Here is a 22347-nt window from a genome sequence, read left to right as displayed (position 1 = left end):
GTGCTTAACAGCCGCTGCGCTGTTGGCTGCCTTAGCATACGGCCGGTCATTTTCGGAAGATCCGTATGTCTATTTCAACTCCATTTCGCCTGCGCCTATTGGCGCTCCTCGCGCTTATGCCCCTCGCCCTGGCTGGCTGCGGCGACGGTGCCGAGCCGGACGAACAAGCACCGCCACCCCAGGTCAGGATCGAGACCGTCCGCGTCCAGCCATTGGCCATCAGCACCGAGCTCAGCGGGCGCATCCTCGCGCCACGCACCGCAGAGGTCCGCGCCCGTGTGGCTGGCGTGGTGCTCAAGCGCGTGTACCGCGAAGGCAGCGACGTCAAGCAGGGCGATGTGCTGTTCCTGATCGACCCGGCGCCGTTCAAGGCCGACTACGACAGCGCCCGCGCCACCCTGGCCAAGGCCGAGGCCACGCGCTTCCAGGCACGCCTGCAAGATGAGCGCTACCGCGAACTGATCGGTATCAATGCGGTCAGCCGCCAGGAGCACGACAACGCCCGCGCCGCCTTCCTCCAGGCCGATGCCGAGGTCGCCGAAGCCAGGGCCGTACTGGAACGGGCACGCCTGAACCTGGGCTATGCCACGGTCACCGCGCCGATCTCCGGACGCATCGGCCGCGCCTTGGTCACCGAGGGCGCTCTGGTCGGGCAGAACGAGAGCACTGCCCTGGCGACCATCCAGCAACTGGACCCGATCCACGCCGATGTCACCCAGTCGACCCGTGAGCTCAACGCCTTGCGCCGTTCACTGCGGGCGGGTGAGTTGCAGCAGGTCGGCCAGGATCAGGCCATGGCCACCCTGATCCAGGATGACGGCACGCCCTACCCGCTGCCGGGCAAGCTGCTGTTCTCCGATATCAGTGTCGACCCGAGCACCGGCCAAATCACCCTGCGCAGCGAGTTCCCCAACCCCGACCTCGACCTGCTGCCGGGCAGCTTCATCCGCGTGCGCCTGGAGCAGGCAGTCAAGCCAGAGGGCATCAGCGTGCCGCAGCGCGCCATCCTGCGCGACAGCGCAGGCGTGCCCAAGGTGCTGCTGGTGGACAGCCAGGAAACCATCAGCGAACGCCAGGTGGAACTGGGCAGCGCCCAGGGCGATCGCTGGATCGTCAGCGAGGGCCTGGCCCCCGGCGACCGGGTGGTGGTCGAGGGCCTGCAGCACGTCAAGGCTGGCGACCAGGTCCAGGTCGACCCAGGCCAGGACAGCCTCCCCATCGTCAAGCACACCGGCCAGTGAGGGCCTGAGTCATGCCGCAGTTTTTCATTGACCGTCCGGTGTTCGCCTGGGTGGTCGCCCTGTTCATCCTGCTCGCCGGTGCCCTGGCGATCCCGCAGCTGCCCGTGGCCCAGTACCCCAACGTGGCGCCGCCACAGGTGGAGATCTACGCGGTCTACCCCGGCGCGTCGGCGGCGACCATGGACGAGAGCGTGGTCAGCCTCATCGAGCAGGAACTCAACGGTGCCGACAACCTGCTCTACTTCGAGTCGCAGAGCAGCCTGGGCAGCGCCACCATCACCGCGACCTTCGAGCCAGGCACCAACCCCGACCTGGCCCAGGTCGATGTACAGAACCGACTGAAGGTGGTCGAGTCCCGCCTGCCACGCCCGGTCACCCAGCAGGGCCTGCAGGTGGAGAAGGTGTCCACCGGCTTCCTTCTGCTGGTGACCCTGACCGCCGAGGACGGCACCCTCGACGAGACCGCCTTGAGCGACTACCTTGCGCGCAACGTGATGAACGAGATCCGCCGCCTCAAGGGCGTGGGTAAGGCCCAGCTGTATGGTTCGGAACGGGCCATGCGCATCTGGATCGACCCGCAGAAGCTGATCGGATTCAACCTCACGCCCAGCGACGTGGCCGACGCCATCGCCGCCCAGAACGCCCAGGTCGCACCCGGCAGCATCGGCGACCTGCCCGGCCGCCCGACCCAGGAAATCACCGCCAACGTGGTGGTCAAGGGGCAACTGAGCACGCCGCAGGAGTTCGCCGACATCGTCCTGCGCGCCAATCCGGACGGTTCCACCGTGACCATCGGCGACGTCGCCCGGGTGGAAATCGGCAGCCAGGAGTACCAGTACGGCACGCGCCTGAACGGCAAGCCTTCAACCGCCTTCAGCGTGCAGCTGTCGCCTGGCGCCAATGCCATGGAAACCGCGACCCTGGTGCGAGAAAAGCTCGAAGACCTGTCGCGCTACTTCCCGGCCGGCGCCAAATACGACATCCCCTATGACACCTCGCCCTTCGTCAAGGTCTCGATCCAGCAGGTGATCAACACCCTGTTCGAAGCCATGCTGCTGGTGTTTGCGGTGATGTTCCTGTTCCTGCAGAACATCCGCTACACCCTGATCCCTACCCTGGTGGTGCCAGTCGCGCTGATGGGCACCTTCGCCGTGATGATGGCCATGGGCTTCTCGGTCAACGTGCTGACCCTGTTCGGCATGGTCCTGGCCATCGGCATCCTGGTGGACGACGCCATCGTGGTGGTGGAAAACGTCGAGCGGATCATGACCGAGGAAGGCCTGCCGCCCAAGGAGGCCACACGCAAGGCTATGGGCCAGATCAGCGGCGCCATCGTCGGTATCACCCTGGTGCTGGTGGCGGTGTTCCTGCCGATGGCCTTCATGAAGGGCTCGGTGGGGGTCATCTACCAGCAGTTTTCGCTGTCCATGGCTGTCTCGATCCTGTTCTCGGCCTTCCTCGCCCTGAGCCTGACCCCAGCCCTCTGCGCCACCTTGCTCAAGCCGGTGGCCAAGGGCGGGCATCACGCGCGCGGTGGCTTCTTCGGCGGCTTCAACCGCCGCTTCGAGAACATGAGCAACGGCTACCAGCGCTGGGTGGCGCATGCCCTCAAGCGCAGCGGTCGCTACCTGCTGGTCTATGCCGTGCTGGTGGCGGTGCTGGCTTATGGTTTCAGCCAGTTGCCCTCCTCCTTCCTGCCCACCGAGGACCAGGGCTACACCATCACCGACATCCAACTGCCGCCGGGCGCCAGCCGCGTACGCACCGAACAGGTGGCGGCGCAGATCGAGGCGCACAATGCCCAGGAGCCAGGCGTGGGCAATACCACATTGATCCTTGGCTTCAGCTTCTCCGGCAGCGGCCAGAACGCCGCCCTGGCCTTTACCACGCTCAAGGACTGGTCCGAGCGCGGTGCCGAGGACAGCGCCCAGTCGATCGCAGATCGGGCCTCGATGGCCTTCTCCCAGCTCAAGGATGCCGTGGCCTATTCAGTGCTACCGCCACCAGTGGATGGGCTCGGCGAGTCCACTGGCTTCGAATTCCGCCTGCAGGATCGTGGCGGCATGGGCCATGCGGCGCTGATGGCGGCGCGTGACGAACTGCTGTCCAACGCGCGCAAGAGTCCGCTGCTGGTGAACGTGCGCGAGTCGTCACTGGCCGAAAGCCCGCAGGTGCAACTGGAAATCGACCGGCGCCAGGCCAATGCCTTGGGCGTGTCCTTTGCCGACATCGGTGCGGTACTCGACACCGCCGTGGGCTCCAGCTATGTCAACGACTTCCCCAACCAGGGACGGATGCAACGGGTGGTGGTGCAAGCCGAAGGCGACCAGCGCAGCCAGGTCGAGGACCTGCTGAAGATCCACGTGCGCAACAGCACGGGCAAGATGGTGCCCCTGGGGGCCTTCGTCCAGGCCAAATGGGTCAGCGGCCCGGTGCAACTGACCCGCTACAACGGCTACCCGGCCGTGTCCATCTCCGGTGAGCCGGCGGCGGGCTACAGCTCAGGCGAAGCGATGGCCGAGATCCAGCGCCTGGTCGACCACCTGCCGGCCGGCGCCGGCCTGGAATGGACCGGCCTGTCGCTGCAGGAGCGCCTGTCCGGCAGCCAGGCGCCGATCCTCATGGCCCTTTCGCTGCTGGTGGTGTTCCTCTGCCTGGCGGCACTGTACGAGAGCTGGTCGATTCCTACCGCGGTGCTGCTGGTCGTGCCCTTGGGCGTGCTGGGTGCGGTGCTTGCGGTGACCCTGCGCGGCATGCCCAACGACGTGTTCTTCAAGGTCGGTCTGATCACCCTGATCGGCCTCTCGGCGAAGAACGCCATCCTGATCATCGAGTTCGCCAAGAGCCTGGTGGACCAGGAGCACGACCTGGTGGACGCCGCGATCCAGGCCGCACGCCTGCGCCTGCGGCCGATCGTCATGACCTCGCTGGCCTTCATTCTCGGCGTGGTGCCATTGGCCATCGCCAGCGGTGCCAGCTCGGCCAGCCAGCAGGCGATTGGCACCGGGGTGATCGGCGGCATGCTCAGCGCCACCCTGGCCGTGGTGTTCGTGCCAGTGTTCTTCGTCGTGGTCATGCGCCTGGCCGGCCATGGCCGCGCCAAGGCCGACGCCCCGGCGCCAGCGGCCAGCGAAGGCTGACTGGACAAGCGCCCGCCGACATGGGAGGGTTCCTGGCCTGATAGCCAGGAGCCCTTTTCCATGCCTGCTTCCCTCCCCCCTTGCTCTGTTCTCATCCTCGCCGGCGGCCGTGGCCAGCGCATGGGCGGCCGCGACAAAGGCCTGGTCACCTGGCAAGGCCAACCCTTGGTCGCCCATGTGCATGCGGTCGTGCAGCCACTGACCGACGACCTGATCATCTCCTGCAACCGCAACCTGGAAGACTACCGGCGCTATGCCGATCGATTGGTCAGCGACAGCGAACCTGGCTTTCCCGGACCGCTGGCGGGCGTCCTGGCCGGGCTGGCGGCAGCACGACACGACTGGGTGCTGGTCCTGGCCTGCGACGCGCCTCGGATCGACCAGGCCCTACTGGACAATCTGCGGCATGCGGCCTGCGACCACGACAGCCCAGCCATGGTGCGCCAGGGTGGGCATTGGCAACCGATGTTCAGCCTACTGCCCCGCCGCCTGCTGCCTGCGCTCCAGCAAGCCTGGGAGCAAGGTGAGCGCAGCCTGCAGCGGGCGCTGACAGCCCATGCGGTGCAAGCCGTGGAATGCGGGGAGGAGGATGTGCGGTTGAGCAACTTCAACAGTCCGCAGTGGTTGGAGCAAGGACACGGCCGAGGCCTGGCCTGACGCTCACAGCGGCGCATCCACCCCCAGCCCCTGCAGCCGCCGATATTCGCGCAGCACATTCGGCACATACCGCTGCGTCTCGGCGAACGGCGGCACTACCCGCCCCCGGCTGAGCACAGCATCAGGCCCGGCGTTATAGGCCGCCACCGCCAGGGTGACGTCGTTGTCGAAAAGCTTGAGCATGCGCTTGAGATAGCGTGCCCCGCCGTGCAGGTTGGCGGCGGGGTCAAGCACATCCTCGACCCCCATCTCCCGCGCCGTATCCGGCATCAATTGCATCAAGCCCGCCGCGCCCTTGGGTGAACGCGCCTTGGGGTTGTAGCCCGACTCGGCCTGGATCAAGGCATGCAGCAGTGCCTGGGGTACGTCGTGGGCCTGGGCCGCAGCAGCCACCAGGTCAGCGTAGGGCCGGCCGGTGATTAACTGGGCGTTGGCCGGGCCGGCATGCAGCGACGGCTCACTGATGATCTTCTCGTAATGACGCCCCGGCCGATGCACATTGGACAGCACATAACCGCCGTTGGCGTCGATGGATATATAGACCTCCGCCTGCACCGGCGCCGCCAGCCAGGCCATTAACCCCAGGGTGATCCAGCGCATGTCGTCCGCCTCCCCGCCGTTACCCCCGAAGTGGGGGAAATGCCCCGGAAAACCCGGGCTTTCAGGCTATGACGCAAGCACTGTGCCGCCGGCCATGGCGCATGCTGCAAGGGCCCTGGCTGGCGCGCACGGCTCTTGCATGAGCCCCTGCCAGACGCACCCCGGAGGGCTTCACCATGCAGCGCAAATCCATGACCCAACGCGGCTTCACCCTGCTGGAACTCTTGGTGGTACTGGTGGTATTGGGCCTGCTGGCCGGTATCGTCGCGCCCAAGTACTTCAGCCAGCTCGGCCGCTCCGAAGCCAAGGTGGCACGGGCGCAGATCGAAGGCCTGAGCAAAGCCCTGGACCTGTACCGCCTCGAGGTCGGCCATTACCCCAGCAGCGAGCAAGGCCTGGAGGCTCTGGTCGCCGCACCCAGTGGCGAGTCGCGCTGGTCCGGCCCGTACCTGCAGAAAAACGTGCCCCAGGACCCTTGGGGCCGTCCCTACATCTACCGGCAGCCCGGCGAGAACGGCGGTGAGTACGACCTGCTGTCCATGGGCAAGGACGGCCAGCCCGGTGGCGAAGGGGAAAACGCTGAAATCACCAGTTGGCAATGAGGACGACAGAGCATGCGCTATAGCCTCAAGGCCCTAGGCAAGAGCGGCGTGGTCCTGTTGCAGGTGGAGGCACAGGACAGCGAGCAGGCCCGCCAGCAGGCCGAAGACCAGGGCCTGCGGGTGGTCAGCGTGCGCAGCCATGGCCACGGCTTGGGCGCCCTGCCCTGGCGCCGGCCGGCCAGCTTCGACCTGGTGCTGTTCAGCCAGGAACTGGCAACCTTGCTCAACGCCGGCCTGCCGTTGATCGATGCGCTGGAGAGCCTGGCCGAGAAGGCTCCCGGCGCATCGGCACGCAAGGTGCTCGAGCGCCTGGTGCGCCTGCTCTACGAGGGCAAGTCGCTGTCCCAGGCCTTGGGGCAGCAACCTCTGGTGTTCCCCACCCTGTACGTGGCGCTGGTCCAGTCCAGTGAGCGCACCGGCGCACTGGGCGACGCCCTGGGCCGTTACATCAGCTATCGCCAACGCCTGGACCTGGTCCGGCAGAAGCTGGTCAGCGCCTCGATCTATCCGCTGTTGCTGTTGCTGGTCGGGGGCGGCGTGGTGCTGTTCTTGCTCGGCTACGTGGTGCCGCGCTTCAGCCTGGTGTTCGAAGGCATGGGTACCGAGCTGCCCTGGCTGTCGCGCCTGCTGATGCAGGCTGGCCTGTTCCTCCATGCCCAGCAACTGCCAATGGCGCTGGGCACGGGGCTGCTGGTCGCGGCGTTGGCTCTGCTGCGCCGCCAACCCGCCCTGCGCCGCTGGGCGGGCCGGCAACTGGAGCGCTGGCCGGCCCTGCACCAGCGCCTGGTGATGTATGAACTGGCGCGCTTCTACCGCTCGCTGGGGATACTCCTGCAGGGGGGCATTCCGATCCTCACTGCCATGGGCATGGCCCGGGGGTTGCTCGGGAGCGCAGCGGCGCGGCGCCTTGAACAGGCGAGCACCAGGGTCGGTGAAGGCTTGCCGCTGTCCGACGCGCTGGAGGCCGAGAAGCTGGTGACGCCGGTATCCCTGCGCCTGCTGCGCGCCGGGGAGCAGTCGGGCAACCTGGGCCAGATGCTCGAGCGCAGCGCCGACTTCTATGACGAAGAGATCGGTCGTTGGGTCGAATGGTTCGTGCGCCTGTTCGAGCCGTTGCTGATGACCTTCATCGGCCTGCTGATCGGCCTGATCGTGATCCTGATGTACATGCCGATCTTCGAGTTGGCATCGAGCATTCATTGAGCCGGGCTACCGGCCCTTCCTGGTCGCCCGGCTTCAGTAGTCGAAGCGCTCCACGGCACGGCGCCGTTCGTTATCGTCGCGGCGGTCGTAGCTTGCGGTGGTCTGGATGTTGACGTGGTGTGCCAGTTTCTGCGCGATGGACAGGTCGTGTTCTTCGATGACCCGGGTGATGAAGGCGCGGCGGAAGTCATGGGGCATGATCTTGGCCCCGACCTGGGCGCCGCGCTGGCGGGCGATGTAGTAGATGGCATGCTTGGTGATGCGTGCGCGGGTGATGTGGTTGCCACGGCGGATACGGTTGAACAGAAAGTCATCATCCGGCTCGCCGGCCGGCAGTTGCTCACGGCGAAAGTCCAGCCACGCCTGGAGTTTCTCGAAGGCCCAGGCCGGGGCGTACTTGATCAACTGGCGGTTGCCTTTGCCCAGCACCTGCAGGCTGCGCTCCTGGAAGTCCACTTGGTCCAGGGTCAGGTTGACCGACTCGGACTTGCGCATGCCGGTGCCGTACAACAACGCGATGATCGCCGCATCGCGCAAGCCCTGGGGACGAGGATCGGCGGCACAGGCCTCCATCAGCTCGCGGATCAGACTGCGGCGCAGGTTACGCCCAGGCGGCAAGCGACTGCCGCCAGCCGGCTTGACGGAACGGATCTTGAGCAGTTGCTCGTGGCTGATCAGGCTCAGGCGCCAGGCCTCGTTCATCACCCCGCGCACAGCGTTGACGTAGAGCGACGAGGTGTTCGGCGCATAACCGTCGCTGCGCAGGGCAGCCACCAACGCGGTGACGTGGCCAGGCTCGAGCCGGTGCCAGGGCACATCGGCGATGTCGCAGTCCTCGAAACCCAGACGGTCGGCGGCATCCTGGAGGATGTAGCGCATGGTCAGTTGGCTGGACGGTGCCAGCCGGGCCAAGTACTGCAGCAGGGGGTTTTGCAGTGAATCGGACACAGCGTGAATCCTGTAGCGCAAGCCCTGGTGGCACGCCTGAGCGAGAAGCTCAAAGCGCGTGAAGCCCCATCCAGAAGCTTGTCGTCATGACTATAAAACGGTCGAAGTGACCCTGTAATCATCGAGCCATTATGACTCTTGGCGTAGCCATCATCTTGATCGACAAGGGTTTTGCCGATGGCATGGTTCGTGATGGTACCTCATCCGTCCCCTCGCAATCGATCAAAGGTCTGCCATGCTGGCCACGGGTGGATGGCCGGCATGGTCGAGCCACACGATGGACTACAGTTGTTGCCAATGTCCCCTGGCAACGAGGCAGCATGGCTTTCCACCGCCTGACCCGCACCCACCCACGTTTGAGCCTCGCCGCCCTGGCCGGCCTTGCCGGTGGTTGGCTGATCCCCGCCGGGGACCTTATCCAGCGCATTCTTGCCGGCTGGAACCTCGGCGTCTGGCTTTACCTGGCGCTGGTGCTCTGGCTGACCTGGCACGCGACTCCAGAGCAGGTGCGCAAGGTCGCCCGTGTCGAAGACGAAAACGCCGGCCTGGTGCTCTTCACCGTCAGCATCGCGGCCATTGCCAGCTTGGCGGCGATCACCCTGCAACTGGTGGCCAGTCGTGGACTGGAAGGCAGCGCCCTGGCCTTGCGCTACACCTACACCGGCCTGACCGTGGCGGGCTCATGGCTGCTGATCGGCACCATCTTCAGCTTGCACTATGCTCGCCTGTTCTATACCTCGGACCGACACGAACCCCTGCTGCGTTTCCCTGACGGGGAGCGTAACCCTGACTACTGGGATTTCCACTACTTCGCCTTCACCCTCAGCGTGGCCGTGCAGACCTCGGATATCGGCGTGGCCGGGCGCGGCATGCGCCGGGTGGTGCTGGCCCACTCGCTGGTCGGCTTCCTTTTCAACACGGCGATCCTTGGCTTCACCATCAACATCGCCGCCGGCCTGCTCGGCTGAGGCGCGCTCGGCGAGCACCCGGCTGGCGCAACGGGCAACGCGCCGACAGGCTTCTTCGAGCTGCGCGCTGTCGAGCACCAGGCCCAAGCGCAAGTGGCCACCGGCGCTGGGACCGAAAGCATCCCCCGGCAGCAGCGACACTCCCTCCTCAACCAGCAAACGCTGGGCAAATGCCTGCGCGCCAAGCCCCACCTCGCGGATATCCAGCATGACGAACATCCCGCCCGCCGGGCGATGCACGCGTATCCCCGGGCAATCGGCCAAGGCCGCGCAGACCCGGTCGCGCCGCTCGCGGTAGGCCTCGCGCATCTGCCGCACCTGGGGCAGGTCCTGCTCCAGTGCCAGGCAAGCCGCGCGCATGACGAACTCCGGCAGGCCGAACAGCATGGCCATGGCCAGGTTGCCCAAGTGTCCCACCAGTTCCGGCGGGCCAATGACCCAGCCGACCCGCCAGCCGGACATGGCGTGGGACTTGGACACGCTGTTGATGGTCGCGCAACGCCCAGCCATCCCCGGCAGGCTGGCTGGGCTGACGTGCTCGCCTTCGTACAGCAGTTCGCTGTAGACCTCATCGCAAACCAGCCACAGATCATGCTCCCGACACAGCCCGGCCAATCGCTCCAGGTCACTGCGCGTCAGCGCCGCGCCCGTGGGATTGTGCGGACTGTTGAGCAACAGGCCGCGGGTACGTGGAGTGATCGCCGCAGCCACCGCCCGCGGATCGAGGCGAAAGCCCTGCTCCGGCGTCACCGCCACCGGCACCAAGCGTGCAGCGCAAGCCCCGAATACCGCCCGATAGGTGACATACAGCGGCTCGGCGACGATCACCTCGTCGCCCTCCTCGAACAGGCACTGGGCCACTGCGTACAAGGCACATTGCGCGCCGGCCATGACCACGACCTGGTCGGCCGCCACAGGCTGGCCGCTGTTCAGTTCCTGGCGCCGGGCAATGGCCTCGCGCAGCGCCCGGCTACCACGTACCTCGGCATAGTGGGTCTCGCCCTGGCGCAAGCTGGCGACCGCTGCCTCGATGATGGCCGGTGGTGTATCGAAGTCCGGATCGCCCACGGACAGCAGGAAGATCTCATGCCCTAGCCCGCGCAAGGCCAGGGCCTGGTAGTGGATGTCCCAGGCAGTGGCTGCCTCGCCGGCGATACGCTGGGTGAGCGTGGAATAGCGCATGACTGTCTCCTTGTCCGCCTTGGGCTGCACCGCTGGTCCGAAAGCACCAGGCGCCGACTGCCGGTAAAAGTAGCAGAACGCCAGCGGGCCCTCGGCTTCAGCCGCCGGGGCAAACGTTTGCAGCTCAAACGCCCAGCTGAACGGGATTGGCGAGCGCTTCATGACCTGCGTCACGCCTTAGCGCATCTGTCATGTTTTCCGGGGGACACTGCTGTGACAGGTGCTATCGTTAACATTCCCGCCAGGCTGCGCGACAGCCTGCAGATCACCCTGTGCACGTTGAAGAACATGGAGGCTGGCATGAACAAAATGACGTTCCCTAACGCCTGCCAGGTGATGCGCTGGCACTTTCACCCGCTAGGCTTCGAGGCGAGCATGGATGCCCCCCGCAGCATGGTGGCCAGGCTGTTCGACCGGGCGACCGGCGAAACCCTACTGGCCATTGCCGGCATCCCCTGCTCCACCATCATGGCCGCAACGGATGTCGAGCGCATCATCGAAGCGGTCGAGGCCGAACTGGATGCCTTCGTGCCTTTCTGCACCCTGCGTGACGCGGGCTAACCGGCCTGCACGGCTTCACGGCGTATTTCCTCCCTGATCCACAATGAACTGCTCGGCTAGCGGAAGCTGGCCGGGCAGTTGATGATTTCCGCATTTCGGCCAGCCTGGCAAAAACCGACGATCGTACTCAAACGTTCGCCCCCTATAAGCTATCTCGCCCTCAACGCCTCATGACGTCGCACTACCCGCGGCGTCAATGCCACACGCGCCCGCCTGTGGCACCAACTGAATATCGACACGGCGATTGGCCGCTCTCCCGGGCTCGCTGTCATTGCCTGTGAGCGGTTGCCGCGCGGCATGCCCCTGAACTGCGAAGCAGCTGTCAGGCAGGCCACCCACGCGTTGCATCCAGTCTCGCACGGCAAAGGCACGGGCCCGAGACAATTGCAGGTTCTGCTCAGGATCGCCCGTGATGTCAGCGTGGCCAGCGATGACGATCAGCCAACCAGGCTGGGCCTTGATGTCGATCAGGGCCTTGATCAGGGCGTCGTCGGAACCGGCCTTCAATTCAGCGCTGCCCGCATCGAACAAGGTCAGGCTGTCCAGGCGTATGGGCGTCGGTAGGGGCTTGGCCCGCCAAGGCAGGTTTGCCAAGCCCTCCTCCCCCTTCTGGCCCAGCCACCAGGCACCGACCGTCAGGCTGATAATTGCAGCCAGGATCAATAGGCGATAAGCAAGGTGTCGCGTGGAAGGTCTCGTTGAAACGATGAGTTGAGGCAGGCGCGGAGCTCCCGGCATGAACACTGGCAACCGGGTGGGCTCCAGACCGGTGGACAGCCGTAACGGTGCGGCATCGGCACAAAACTGCGGCGGCTGCGCGCGCTGTATCAAAATAGCCAACTGTTGGCGCAAGACCTGCAAGGCCACGGGTGCCTCTTCACTCCAGCGCTGCAATTGAGCATCCAGGCGGGCCAAATCACTGTCGAGCAATGCCAGTGTGGACAGGCTTTGCGCACCAGCCCCCAGGCGTCGTACCAATGGCACAAGATGTTCGAACAGCCAGACCATGATCTCCAAGCGCACACCCTGCGCCCGTGGCCACAGGCTAGGCCACTGGCAAACCAGCGCCTGGATCAACGCCACCCCCTGCGCCATGCCCGCGAAACCATGACACTGGCTACGTGCAAGAGTAAACGCTGCAGCTGTCTGCAGATCCGCGCCATTCTTGTGAAACAGAACCAGGCACAACTGCTCTGCCTTGGGCCAATCCACATCAGGACAGGCCGGGTGATTCAATTTGCTCAGCTCGTCGCGCAACACCAGGAACTCGCTGAAGCCACGTGGGTCCCCGCCCACTCGTACGTGCATATCCGATACAGCCGTCATCCGCTTCCTTTCCTTTTTCATTCAGCTAGGGTTGCTGCTTCAGGTGATGTACCAAGACCTCACCACCCGCTGCCAACGAGGTGCCCAAGCGCACTCTCAGGCCTGCCTTCAGGTGCAGGTCGAGGGCATAGTCCAGTTGGCCAGGTTGGCGTTGCGCCAGAAGCTGCACCTCCACCTTCGCCAACCGAGGTTCGTACTTGAGCAGGGTGGCGGCCAAGGTCGTCTTCAAGCCGTGGGCCGACGTCGGTAGCGTCTGCAGGATCAGGCTCATATCGGGTAGGCCATAGTCCGGCAGGTGGGCCAAGGTGCCGGCACGGCTGTTGAGCAGGCGGCGGACATTGTCCAGCACCGACAGGAGCAACTGGTCGTCTTCGGCCACTTGTGCAAGCTCCAGGTCGCCGTCGAAGTTCTGCAGGAGCATTTCGTAGAGCGAAGGATCGCGATCGGCCATGGGTCAGTCCCTCAACGGCTGCAACGTCAACTGATTGCCAGCCAGTTCGATGACCCGCGCCTGATCCGGGTCAAGCTCATCGCGGTCAAGGACCAGGCGCCAGCTGTCGCGCTGAATGTCCGGTTCCCGCAGCAAGGCCACCACCGCCACATAACGGGCCTTCTCTTCCAGTGGCGCGCTCAGCCGCGCACCTTCGCCAGGACGCAGCAGCACGGAGCGTTGGTGCAGCAAATCGTCCGCCAATAGACGCTCGCTCTCCTCGAGCAGTTGTTCGTAACCGAGCTGTTCCAGGGTCTGACGCTCGCGCAATTGGTAGACCCTGAGCAATACAGGCAGCGACAAATCGCTCATGTCTCGGCTGCTGGTGTTCATCGTTGCCCGTCCTTTGAAATCCAGGCGCAGTTCGGTCACCTGCTTGTAGAAGAGGGACTTCGCAGCGCTACTGGCACCGTCCGATAAGCGCTGGGTCAGGCCGCAACCGGTCAGCAGCAATGCAAACGCCGTGACCAGCACCTGCTTAGGAAAAGTACGTGACATGCTCTGCCTCTCTTTGTTGTGAAGGACCATGCAGACCTTGATAACGTCCCAAGTTGATGGCCAAACAGGGCGCGCCATAGCCTGCTTCGCGCTGCGGTTGCAGGCCGAGCAGCGCCGTCATGCCAAGCAACAGACGAGGTTCGCCCAGCCTTGGCTGTGGCAAACAGGCCTGCGGCAACGAAAGCCGCAGCTTTGCTGTAAAGCGCCAGCCCAGGTACACCCGGAGCAACACCAGCAGGTCGCGGTGCAGGCGAGCGCCGGGCAACCATTGGGCGGCTTCGTTCGTGTCTTCGGTGAGTAGCACCAACAGCAACTGGCTGTTGCCATCGCGTCCGGTCCGACCCAGTGGCACGCCCAGAGACAGACTCACTGGCTGCGACCTGCACAGGCTGGCGGGTGTATCGAGGCTAATGCGCTGTGGGTAATGAGGGACTACCCGCACCTGTGTAGCAGGCGCCAGCAGTCTCACCAGCGCCGCAATCCCTTCGGCATTGCGGGTCGGTAGCCTCATCACGCTCAACAGCGCGAGAAACCGTGACACCGGGGTGGAAACCCGCTCAGCGGTGCCGGGAATACCCAACCCGATCAACCCCAGCAGGCAGCGGGACGTCGCATCCCGGCCGCCCGCCTCGAACGACGCAGGATACGAATACTTGCGCCAGATCCGGTAGAACTGGGTGAAGATCCGGTGGTTGAAGATGTCGAGAAAGGCTTCCAGTGCCTCATGCCCCTCCCGGCGTTGGGTGATGTCATCCAAGTAGGCTGTTGGCAATGGCGAATCGACACCGTACAACCCCAACAAGCGGGTACGCACAGTGGCCGGCTGTTGCTGCTCATCGTTGAGTTCGATCGCCTTGAGCTCGCCAGCCGGAAACCCCATGCCGGGATCAGGCCGAAAGCGTACTGGGTCATCCGCTGGCGAGGCTGTGCTGCCCAAAGTCGGGTGACCCGGCAGGGTTCGCTCCAGCAACTGGCAGAAGCGGTAGAGGTCGGCTTCGGCCACGCGCCCCTTCAGGGCCTGCAGCAGCCCGCTGGCCTTCAGCCGGGAATACGCTGGCTGTGATTCTCGCTCCATCGCAGGCACTTTCCGGTGGGTTGCAAGACCAGCGTGAGCTGGTTGAACAGGTGGATATCGGCATACAAGGCAAAGAAGCGGCTGAGCATCTCGCCAAACAGGCAGATGTCGCCCTCCCCGCAAAAGCCGTCGGCATCCAGGGTGACTTCGATGTCCACCCCGCGTAGCAGCAGGCCGCACTCGAAGCGCTGGACCAGTTGATGACGGACATCGACAATCGCGGCCAGTCGGCGGCGGTTCAGCTCGCTGCCGGTCCAGTCGTACAGCGCTAAAGTGCCGCGCAGCACTTCCGCACTGTCGAGCATGGGCAGGAAGTTGGAGCCCAGATGGCTGAGTACGCGCCAGTGGAAGCGATCACTGTTGGGCGGGTAGCACGGCAAGGTAGGCGCGCACAGGTTGCGCACCTGCGCCCCAACCTGGGTGGACTGCGCCTGACTGTCGAGCAAGGTACTCTGCAAGGCCTTGCGCGAGAGCTGGCCATTGGTCCCGGTCAAGGACAGTGACAGAGTCTCGTCGCCGCCCTGCTCCCACCAGCCCCGATCGAACCCCTCGCCACCCAGGATCAGCCAGGTGTCATGCAGGCCGTTGGCACCACGCTTGAGCCGGGTATGGAAGTAATGCTCCGGCGCTTCGTCACGCAACATGCCGCCCTTGTGGCGAAAGCTGGAAAAAGGTACGTACTCATGGCGCTTACCGTCGCGCATGGCCGTGACACGGTCCACCGAGTAGATCTCCGTATGGCCATCCTGCAGGCGCATGGGCCGCAACAGGTAGTCCGTACGCAAGCGTTCGAGGGGCAAGGGGTCAGCCTCCAGTGCGAACAGGTTGATGACTGGCACGGCATGCAGGCGAATGTGTTCAGCGGTCGGGATGAAATCGTGTGCCCATGGTTCAGCCAGCACGGCCTCGAGTTCGAACCAGGGGACACCGTCGGGCATCTCCAGATGCTCCAGGCCAGAGAGGGTCACGAACATGAACTTCTCGCGGAACGTGAAGTACTCCAGCAGCAACTGATAGCCGCTGAAAGCACTGTCGCCCTTCGGCCAGAGCCGATCCTCGTCGGCAAAGCCCTTGGCCGTGAAACAGCCGTCCAGGACCTGGCGCTGCGTCCGGCCCGGCAGACGCACGTACAACTGCCGACTCTTGAGGGTCAAAGCTTGATGCAGCGTGCTGGCCAGCGAGGCATCGGCATTGAGGAACAGCGGGATGTGGCGCAAGTCGACCTGGCTCCAGTCAACCATGCGGCCGCAGGCAAAACGAAAACGCAGCAAGGCGCGACCATCGAGCTCATGGTCAAGGTGGACGGACTCGAGAGCCAGTGGCCGTAGGTCCAGATCCTGGGTGCTGGTATAGCGGCAGCGGGTGCGCTCAGGTCCGACCGGCCGCGACAGTACCTCAAAGCCCTTGGCGACCGTTTCACCCTGCTTCATTTGCTCCAGCTCAGGCGTCAACTCGATGACCGACAGCGAGGGAATGGTACGCAAATAGTGGGGCCACAGCAGGCTGACCAAACCTTCGGTCAGTTCCGGGAGGTCGTCGTCGAGCTTCTCGCGTAGCCGCCCCATGAGGAAGGCAAAGCCTTCGAACAGGCGCTCCACGAATGGGTCGTCAGCACCGGGTCGCCCCAGGTTCAGATGCGCGGCACGATCAGGAAAGGCATGCGCAAACTCCTTGCCAGCCTCGCGCAGGTAGCGCATCTCGGCGTCGAAATAACGCAGTGTAAGGTTGTCCATGTTGTGTTCGCTTCCAATCGGGGTCAGTCGCACAGCACTGCGGCACGGACAGGGTCAATGGCCACCAGCGCGGCGAGCAGGCTCTCCATGCGCTGGGTCAGGGCATGCTTGTCCGCGGCATTGCGTTGTGATTTCTGGCGCAATAGCTTGAGCAGCCGCGCCTTGACTTCGAAATCGAGGTCGGGCTCCCAGGCAGACAGGCGCTGGCGGTCAGCACAGGCCTGCAACTCGCCGAGCAGGTGAATGGCCAGTTCGGCCTTGCCGCACTGTTCAGCGACGCGCGCCATCACCAGGCGCAACAGCCAGTGTTGACGCCCTGGTTGAATACCTGGGTGCGCCGCCAGCCACGCCAAGGCCCGCTCCACGCTGCCGCTGTCGGCCTGAACCAGTGCTTCGGCCTCCAGGGCGTGGATCTGTGCGTCAGCACAAGTCGCCGCTACGTGGGGTTCAGGCAACCACTGCGCGGCACTATCCCCACGGACCTGCTCACTGATCCAGGCGCGGGTGACTTCGTCGGCGAACGGCGAGCCGTCGTTCCAGCACAGCGTCTCCAGGCCTGGCAACCGCTCGAGCAAGGCCTCCAGATCGAGCATGATGACTTTTGCCCAACCGTTCTGCGGCGGAGGTAGCTTGTCCAGGGCCTGATGCAAGTACCACTGCAAGTCCAGCCAGAAGTGGTTGACCGCCTCGGCATAAGCTCCGTCGGCCTGCTCGAGCAGTTCGCTCCAGCGCTGCTGCAGGTGCAGGCGCTTGAGGGCGGCACGCAGTTCGCCTCGCGGCGGTGTCAGCCGGGTGTGGCCTTTGACGTCCTGTGGGGGTGGCTGGTGAAGGGTATCCCAGCGCAAGGCCTTCATCAGTCGATGAGCCGCCAGCCAGCCCTGGGGTTGCTCGCGCAGGTAAGTGGCCAGAGTCCGCCCATTGTCCAGCAGGTCACGGCCAGAGGAGATCGTGGCACAGGCAGACGGTGCAACCGAGGCCTTGATCGTTGCCGGACTGCTGTGTTGAGGCACCATGGCATCGACCCCGCCCGATTGCGCCAGCCTGTCCGACAGAGCGCGATACAAGGTGCCCAGGGCTGGCCTCTGGTCCTCTGGCCACGCCAGCAGAGCACGTTCCAACCAGACCAACCCGGCCACGGTGCGCTCGGCCTCGCTTTTCACCACCTCCGGATGGCGCGACAGGCTGTCCAGCACCTTGGCGCCGGCAAGCCACTCCAGGGCCATACGCCGGCTGTTGGGGCGCGAGGGCAACAGGTTATCGGCAAATTGCTCGACCAGGGCCGCCAACAGCGCCAGGCCATCAGCCAAACCCGCTTCGCCATCGCGATGCAGACGCGCCCACAGGTAGTAGGTCGCCACGCGCAGGTCCTTACAACGCTGCTTCAGGAGCGTCTGCGCCAGTTGCATCACCCGCTGCACATCTGCCCCCGAAAGCTTATTGACCTCCTCGCGCATGCACTGGAAGTCATCGTCGTAGCCAGGATCTTCACCGACAGGGTGATCAGCGCTGATCGGCTGCAGCCAGTCCGCCCAGGCGACAGCCTGCTCACGCGCCAGCGCCAGGGCATCACGCGTACCCAGACAGTTGGTAATCAATTGCTCCAGGCTCATTCGAACACCTCATTACGTGCATAGATCTGTCGGCCCTCCTCCAAGAAGATCCGTTGCGGCAGCTCGAAACCGCGCAAGGCCAGCAATGCCAGGGGCCCTTCGCCAAGTTCGGTGCGCAGGTGCCACGTCAAAGCAAGGCCGTCAGGCGCCTCTATCACCAAGCGAAAGTGGCTGTCGCGGTCATCCAGTGGCGTGACCTGCGCCTGCTCCAGCAGGCGAATCAGGCCCCAGGTACCCGAGTAGTCGGCCAGCAGTCGCTCACCGCTGTACAGCCCGCTCCAGGTCAGGTTGATGCCTGGATAGTCGGTGCGGCCGGGCCAACTGAAGCGCTGCCAGCGTTCCTGCTGATTGAAGTAAAGGTGCTGCTCGCCATTGAGGGTCAGACGTGTCTGCACCAAATCGCGCACCGGCTTGGCCCGCAGCTCGAATGCCAGCCCCATGCCGCCGTCGGTGTAGAGCACATCGGCCAGGTGGCTGAGCTGGTTGATTGCCTCAAGAAAATGCGGGTCGACGCGCAGGCCCTGGCCCTGACGAGGATCGTCCACCCAGCGGCTACCCTCCTTGCGCAGCACGCCGCGCAATTCACGGATCAGGAACTGCTCGATGCGCCCCGTATCGGCACGGATCATCTGGCCCAGCATGGGCAGCGACGCATCACTGCCGGTGACAGCGAACGGGTAGCGCCCGACGAAGGCCTCCTGCCAGGGCTGGACAATGCTCCGCTGCCATTGGTTGTCGAGCCCGGCCGCCGAGGGCTGCAGCACGCGTTGCCAGGCCTGTTCCAAAGGCTGTACGAACAACGCCTGGGCGAAGCCATGCCATTGCGCCCCCAGGCTGGCGGCGATCAGGCCACCGTAGGCCTGGGTGCTGGTGAGATCGATGGCCTTGCCCTGGAACACGGTCTGCGCCAGGGATTGGGCCATCTCCCGGGAATCGGGCGCCTGGCTGACCTGCTGCAGTTGCAGGCGCACTTGGGTCACCCGGGTAAGGAAGGCCTGCAGGCTCAGCTTGTCATCAGCGCTACCTGTCTCAGGGCCCTTGCCCAGCAGCGCCAGCAGTGGTGCGAAGACCGTGTCCAGCGGGCCGCTAGCCCCCACTGGCGGTTGCTCGATGGCCGCGACCTTGTCCTGACCGATCAGTTTCTGCGCCGACTGCAGCAACGAGTTGGCCAAGGCCTGGCCGCGATGACCCGCTTGCCCCTGGTAGGCCAGGGTGTTCATCAGGGCGATCAGCGGCGACTGACGGGTATCGCTGACCAGCGTCAGTTGGTCGATGATCCCGACCAGGCTGTCGCTACGCCGCCAGCGCAGGCTGTTGAGAAAGTCCAACCAGGCATTGCCATAGTCGAGGAAGTAGCGCTCGGTGAGGCGTTCGCGCAGCTGTTCCGGCGTCAGTTGCACAGCAATGTCGTCGGGCTGGTCGCTGAGCACCCAGTCGATCTCCTGGCGCCGGGCCTCGGCCACGGCGTCAATGGCCGGACGCACCTGCGCTTCCCAGGCCTGGCGGGTGAACACTCCGGGGACCTCGCGGTCAGTGGTGAACAGCGCCGCAGCATCCGTCTCACCGACCAATTGCGCCAGGCCCAGCGGCGGGTACTGGTTGGCACTCGCGTCGAGCACTTGCTGGTACAGATTGGCTTCGACAGTGCGCTGCCCGATCTGCTCCAGCAAGACCCGGCGGACCTGAGCGACCAAGCGGGCATCGGCCTCGATGTGCCAGTCCGGGTTGATGGCCAACTGCTCAGCGTAGAACTGCCACAAACCCGGCTCATCACCGCCCAACTGGCGAACCAGAAAGGCCGGCTCCACTCGCTCGGGCCGCGCCAGCATCAGGTAGGCCTTGAGCTGGTCATAGCCGGCCTTGGCGCGACGAGGGCGTTCCGGACTGTTCACCGGCAGCTTGGCCAATTCGTTCAAGTCCCGCATCAGGCTTGCCAGCGCCGGGTCGCGCAGCAGTTGCTGGCTGGCCTGCACATAGTGCGGCCACATGGCCTCGCGCAGCTTGGGGTTCTGGTCCAAGCCGAAGCGCTGGTACCACGGAGCGCCTTGCGTCACCCGATGGTCCACCCGCGCCACCTCGCGCGCCCAGAAGTCCAGCGCCTGATGCCGAGAGATATCGCTGTCCACCTGCTTCAGCTCGGCCAGCGCCGATTGCATCTGCAGCACCTGCGCGCGGTTGCTGATGAACGATAGCAACAAGCCTGCCCCCCAGACCGCTGCCAATGTCAGTAGCAACACGCAGATTGCATGCGGGAAGCTCCAGCCCAAGCGCCTGGATGCCCTGTGCCGCCCGCCGAGAATGCCATCCCAGGCTGGCTGCGCTGGCCAATCGTGGGGCTCGCTGTCGACAGCGGACAACGGCAGACTGAACCACAGCCCACGTAGCGTTGCCTCCCGGGCAAGCGTCCTGGACAGTGGTTCCAGCGCCTGCCACGAGTTCGCCGTGCCTCCGGCCTGCAGATCGCGGGATAAGCGCAGCAAGAAATCGTGCGCCAGGTTGCCCTGCAGTTGGGCCAGCCCCGCTTCACGCAAGGGGTGTTGCAGCCCCTCCAGGCAGGCTTGTAGCTTCATGCCATCGAACCTTACGGGCAATTGGCAGCCTACCGCTTGCTCCGGGCGACCAGATTGAGGCCACTGACTGGCGCAGACCTGCCAAAGGTGCACAGGCAACTGCCAGCCGAGTTCACGGGCCAGTCTCTGCAACCCTTGGGCCCCGGCTCTCATCTGCCGCACGTCAGCGCTCTGCGCCTGATCCAGTGCCCAGACCACGCCATCCAAGCCGCGCCAACGGCACAGACGCTTGCAGATGCTGATTGCCACGGCGTCCGCTGCTTGCGCTGAGCCGCCCCAGAGCAGAAGCGTGTTCTCGCTGGCTTGCCAGCGCACACCCGCCAGGGTTGGGGCGATGCCCTGGAGTTGCTCGGGTTGGCCGAGGACGAGGTATACATGCAACCTGCGCCGAAACAGCCGTCGACCATCACGGCGAAGGTACTGGTGCAGCAACTGCACATTCGAGTCATGCAACAGCCCCACCTCGAGCACTGTGTCGCCCTTCGCCTGGTCTGGCCACTTCGCTTGTATTTTCGAAAGCAGCTCCTGCATGCCAAGTTTTTGCGCCACCCAAACACCAAGCCCATCCAGGGACAACAGCACCAGGCACATGGCCAAAAGCGCAGCTGAGTATTTCAACCGGCCTGACTCATGGGGCACTCGCACGATCGGGTTGTCTGTCCAGATCAACAACCCCCCAACAACCAACAGACATACCAGCACGATCCAGCTGCCGATTCGCTTTCCATTCATGACTGAACCTTCATTCGAGACCCACACACCGGCCGGACGACGCAAAGCTGCGCTGATGCATCTCGAAGCATCAGCAACTGTGGCTGCCCTTCATCGCCAGCCTGTTCGGCAGCGCTGATCAGCGCCATGTTGCCAACCGCACAACCGGCCAACCCAAAAGATCCGTCCAGGTCATGGCCACTGCCGCCAGTCGGCGGAAACCCTTGGGTGCTCAAGGCCTGCGCCAATTCATGCGACAGTTCATCAGGCATCTGCGTCTTCCAGCAGAAAAGCCCTCCTCTCTCGCCAGCGAGACAGCCCCAGTTCAGGCAGTCTTCCAAGGCTTGGGCCACCACCCCGATACGCACGGGTCGATGAACCCAAGCCAGCGGCGCCTGTACCTGTTGGTCGGGATGAGCCAGCAATACCGCGGATACCGACTCGGCCTCCCCTGCAACCGGGTCAAGATGAAGACTGATGGCCAGTGCAAGCACCAGCGGCGTGGGCTCAGGCTGGTCAAGCCACTCATCGAGCCACAGCCATCCATCATCCCGCATGGCGCAAAGCCCCTGATCCGAGGCCCACCCACTGGCGTCGACTGCTCGCCAAAGGTTCACCACCTCTTCATCCTCCAGTATCTGGTTGTGCCGGATACGAACCTGCACCGAGCGGTTGCCAGCTATGCCCTGCAACGCTGGGGCGAGCGTGCTCGCCACTCGCTCAAGGCAGCCTTGCAGGCGTTGCTTGTATTCATCCCTGGTGTAGCGCTCTGCGGCGGGTAGCAACCGGCTCAGTGGCAGCACAACGTCCCTGTGCTCCAGGTAGACCGGCTGAAGGCAACGCCTGCCCTCTCGCAATGCCTGGGCCATGCGGCTGCTGCCCAGTGGTGTGCAATAGGCCGCGTCCAGCAAGGCAACAGGCCGTTGGCCGCGTTGCAACCATTGCTGCTCCTGCTGTTCTCGGCAGCGGTTCCAGCTCTGGACATACTGGCAACGCCGCTCATGCGCCTTCAAACGCACCCCGTAGGTGAGCAGCCCCGTCATCACCGGCAAGCCGAGGACGCAGCTCCAGAACCAAGGCGTGCCGTACCATCTGTCCTGTGGCCAGAACAGAACGAGCAGACCAGCCACCATCAACGAACCCAAGAGAATGACCAGCCACCAACGTCCATGACGCGGTGCTGGAGGCATTGCCAACTTGGCAGGCAACGCCCTGAGATCGATGGGCATGTC

At 64.5% G+C, this 22347-nt stretch carries 17 protein-coding genes and 1 pseudogene; 7 read left to right on the top strand and 11 right to left on the bottom strand.

What is annotated here, in order from left to right:
- The first annotated feature begins 65 nt into the window (after positions 1-65).
- From ACYU03_RS11815 to mobA, 3 genes are read left to right on the top strand one after another with little or no spacing between them, the layout of a single operon-like run.
- Positions 66-1241 (top strand): efflux RND transporter periplasmic adaptor subunit, encoded by a 1176-nt coding sequence (locus ACYU03_RS11815; protein ID WP_461890914.1) that lies wholly within the window; start codon positions 66-68, stop codon positions 1239-1241.
- An 11-nt stretch (positions 1242-1252) separates the two neighbouring features.
- On the top strand, positions 1253-4381 hold the full coding sequence (locus ACYU03_RS11810; protein WP_461890912.1) for a multidrug efflux RND transporter permease subunit: 3129 nt from the start codon (positions 1253-1255) through the stop codon (positions 4379-4381).
- Positions 4382-4441: 60 nt separating this feature from the next.
- Positions 4442-5038, top strand: coding sequence for a molybdenum cofactor guanylyltransferase MobA (mobA, locus tag ACYU03_RS11805; RefSeq protein WP_461890910.1), 597 nt, complete (start codon positions 4442-4444; stop codon positions 5036-5038).
- A 3-nt stretch (positions 5039-5041) separates the two neighbouring features.
- Here the strand turns inward: mobA and ACYU03_RS11800 are convergent, their stop codons facing one another.
- Positions 5042-5638 carry a lytic transglycosylase domain-containing protein gene (locus tag ACYU03_RS11800; protein ID WP_461890908.1) on the bottom strand — a complete coding sequence of 199 codons (597 nt, stop codon included), beginning with the start codon at positions 5636-5638 and terminating at the stop codon, positions 5042-5044.
- Positions 5639-5814: 176 nt separating this feature from the next.
- On the opposite strand from ACYU03_RS11800, the gene gspG reads away from it, so the two are divergent.
- Both gspG and ACYU03_RS11790 read left to right on the top strand, forming a co-directional pair.
- Positions 5815-6240: a type II secretion system major pseudopilin GspG gene (gspG, locus tag ACYU03_RS11795; RefSeq protein ID WP_461890906.1), complete on the top strand. Its 426-nt coding sequence runs from the start codon at positions 5815-5817 to the stop codon at positions 6238-6240.
- A 12-nt stretch (positions 6241-6252) separates the two neighbouring features.
- Complete coding sequence (locus ACYU03_RS11790) at positions 6253-7443, top strand: type II secretion system F family protein (protein WP_461890904.1); 1191 nt, start codon at positions 6253-6255, stop codon at positions 7441-7443.
- A 33-nt stretch (positions 7444-7476) separates the two neighbouring features.
- Here the strand turns inward: ACYU03_RS11790 and ACYU03_RS11785 are convergent, their stop codons facing one another.
- A complete protein-coding gene (locus tag ACYU03_RS11785) occupies positions 7477-8391 on the bottom strand; it encodes a site-specific integrase (protein WP_461890902.1) in 915 nt (304 codons plus the stop codon).
- A gap of 320 nt (positions 8392-8711) precedes the next feature.
- Between ACYU03_RS11785 and ACYU03_RS11780 the strand changes: the two genes are divergently transcribed.
- On the top strand, positions 8712-9359 hold the full coding sequence (locus ACYU03_RS11780; RefSeq protein ID WP_461891447.1) for a DUF1345 domain-containing protein: 648 nt from the start codon (positions 8712-8714) through the stop codon (positions 9357-9359).
- Positions 9360-9362: 3 nt separating this feature from the next.
- Here the strand turns inward: ACYU03_RS11780 and ACYU03_RS11775 are convergent.
- Positions 9363-10541: pseudogene (locus ACYU03_RS11775) on the bottom strand (pyridoxal phosphate-dependent aminotransferase); the annotation flags it as partial.
- Between the two features lie 300 nt (positions 10542-10841).
- Between ACYU03_RS11775 and ACYU03_RS11770 the strand changes: the two are divergent.
- On the top strand, positions 10842-11102 hold the full coding sequence (locus tag ACYU03_RS11770) for a DUF1652 domain-containing protein (RefSeq protein ID WP_461890900.1): 261 nt from the start codon (positions 10842-10844) through the stop codon (positions 11100-11102).
- Positions 11103-11270: 168 nt separating this feature from the next.
- On the opposite strand, the gene ACYU03_RS11765 is transcribed toward ACYU03_RS11770, so the two are convergent.
- From ACYU03_RS11765 to ACYU03_RS11730, 8 genes are read right to left on the bottom strand one after another with little or no spacing between them, the layout of a single operon-like run.
- On the bottom strand, positions 11271-12428 hold the full coding sequence (locus ACYU03_RS11765; RefSeq protein ID WP_461890898.1) for an OmpA family protein: 1158 nt from the start codon (positions 12426-12428) through the stop codon (positions 11271-11273).
- Positions 12429-12453: 25 nt separating this feature from the next.
- Positions 12454-12879, bottom strand: a complete 426-nt coding sequence (gene tssE / locus ACYU03_RS11760; protein WP_461890896.1) for a type VI secretion system baseplate subunit TssE — start codon at positions 12877-12879, stop codon at positions 12454-12456.
- A gap of 3 nt (positions 12880-12882) precedes the next feature.
- Positions 12883-13416 carry a type VI secretion system lipoprotein TssJ gene (tssJ, locus tag ACYU03_RS11755; RefSeq protein ID WP_461890894.1) on the bottom strand — a complete coding sequence of 178 codons (534 nt, stop codon included), beginning with the start codon at positions 13414-13416 and terminating at the stop codon, positions 12883-12885.
- Positions 13397-14491, bottom strand: a complete 1095-nt coding sequence (gene tssG, locus ACYU03_RS11750) for a type VI secretion system baseplate subunit TssG (protein ID WP_461890892.1) — start codon at positions 14489-14491, stop codon at positions 13397-13399. Before tssG ends, tssJ begins: the two co-directional genes overlap by 20 nt.
- A complete protein-coding gene (gene tssF, locus ACYU03_RS11745; protein ID WP_461890890.1) occupies positions 14455-16224 on the bottom strand; it encodes a type VI secretion system baseplate subunit TssF in 1770 nt (589 codons plus the stop codon). The genes tssG and tssF overlap by 37 nt, the downstream gene beginning before the upstream one ends.
- A 23-nt stretch (positions 16225-16247) precedes the next feature.
- Positions 16248-17834: a type VI secretion system protein TssA gene (gene tssA, locus ACYU03_RS11740; RefSeq protein WP_461890888.1), complete on the bottom strand. Its 1587-nt coding sequence runs from the start codon at positions 17832-17834 to the stop codon at positions 16248-16250.
- The gene (locus ACYU03_RS11735) at positions 17831-21136 is read right to left on the bottom strand and encodes an ImcF-related family protein (protein WP_461890886.1); all 3306 of its coding nucleotides are present in this window, start codon (positions 21134-21136) and stop codon (positions 17831-17833) included. The genes tssA and ACYU03_RS11735 overlap by 4 nt, the downstream gene beginning before the upstream one ends.
- Positions 21133-22344, bottom strand: a complete 1212-nt coding sequence (locus tag ACYU03_RS11730) for a hypothetical protein (protein ID WP_461890884.1) — start codon at positions 22342-22344, stop codon at positions 21133-21135. Before ACYU03_RS11730 ends, ACYU03_RS11735 begins: the two co-directional genes overlap by 4 nt.
- Between the last annotated feature and the right edge of the window lie 3 nt (positions 22345-22347).

The sequence above is a fragment of the Pseudomonas sp. X10 genome (genome assembly GCF_054889225.1).
Note: the sequence above shows the minus strand (reverse complement) of the source record. Positions and strands in the feature narration are given on the sequence as shown.

What these genes read in the sequence shown, in the direction of transcription:
- tssF (WP_461890890.1), bottom strand. Translation starts at nt 16,224, where the DNA reads ATGGACAACCTTACACTGCGTTATTTCGACGCCGAGATGCGCTACCTG.
- tssE (WP_461890896.1), bottom strand. Translation starts at nt 12,879, where the DNA reads ATGGCCGATCGCGATCCTTCGCTCTACGAAATGCTCCTGCAGAACTTC.
- ACYU03_RS11810 (WP_461890912.1), top strand. Translation starts at nt 1,253, where the DNA reads ATGCCGCAGTTTTTCATTGACCGTCCGGTGTTCGCCTGGGTGGTCGCC.
- tssG (WP_461890892.1), bottom strand. Translation starts at nt 14,491, where the DNA reads ATGGAGCGAGAATCACAGCCAGCGTATTCCCGGCTGAAGGCCAGCGGG.
- ACYU03_RS11730 (WP_461890884.1), bottom strand. Translation starts at nt 22,344, where the DNA reads ATGCCCATCGATCTCAGGGCGTTGCCTGCCAAGTTGGCAATGCCTCCA.
- mobA (WP_461890910.1), top strand. Translation starts at nt 4,442, where the DNA reads ATGCCTGCTTCCCTCCCCCCTTGCTCTGTTCTCATCCTCGCCGGCGGC.
- tssA (WP_461890888.1), bottom strand. Translation starts at nt 17,834, where the DNA reads ATGAGCCTGGAGCAATTGATTACCAACTGTCTGGGTACGCGTGATGCC.
- ACYU03_RS11765 (WP_461890898.1), bottom strand. Translation starts at nt 12,428, where the DNA reads ATGACGGCTGTATCGGATATGCACGTACGAGTGGGCGGGGACCCACGT.
- ACYU03_RS11790 (WP_461890904.1), top strand. Translation starts at nt 6,253, where the DNA reads ATGCGCTATAGCCTCAAGGCCCTAGGCAAGAGCGGCGTGGTCCTGTTG.
- ACYU03_RS11815 (WP_461890914.1), top strand. Translation starts at nt 66, where the DNA reads ATGTCTATTTCAACTCCATTTCGCCTGCGCCTATTGGCGCTCCTCGCG.
- ACYU03_RS11800 (WP_461890908.1), bottom strand. Translation starts at nt 5,638, where the DNA reads ATGCGCTGGATCACCCTGGGGTTAATGGCCTGGCTGGCGGCGCCGGTG.
- ACYU03_RS11770 (WP_461890900.1), top strand. Translation starts at nt 10,842, where the DNA reads ATGAACAAAATGACGTTCCCTAACGCCTGCCAGGTGATGCGCTGGCAC.
- ACYU03_RS11780 (WP_461891447.1), top strand. Translation starts at nt 8,712, where the DNA reads ATGGCTTTCCACCGCCTGACCCGCACCCACCCACGTTTGAGCCTCGCC.
- tssJ (WP_461890894.1), bottom strand. Translation starts at nt 13,416, where the DNA reads ATGTCACGTACTTTTCCTAAGCAGGTGCTGGTCACGGCGTTTGCATTG.
- gspG (WP_461890906.1), top strand. Translation starts at nt 5,815, where the DNA reads ATGCAGCGCAAATCCATGACCCAACGCGGCTTCACCCTGCTGGAACTC.
- ACYU03_RS11735 (WP_461890886.1), bottom strand. Translation starts at nt 21,136, where the DNA reads ATGAATGGAAAGCGAATCGGCAGCTGGATCGTGCTGGTATGTCTGTTG.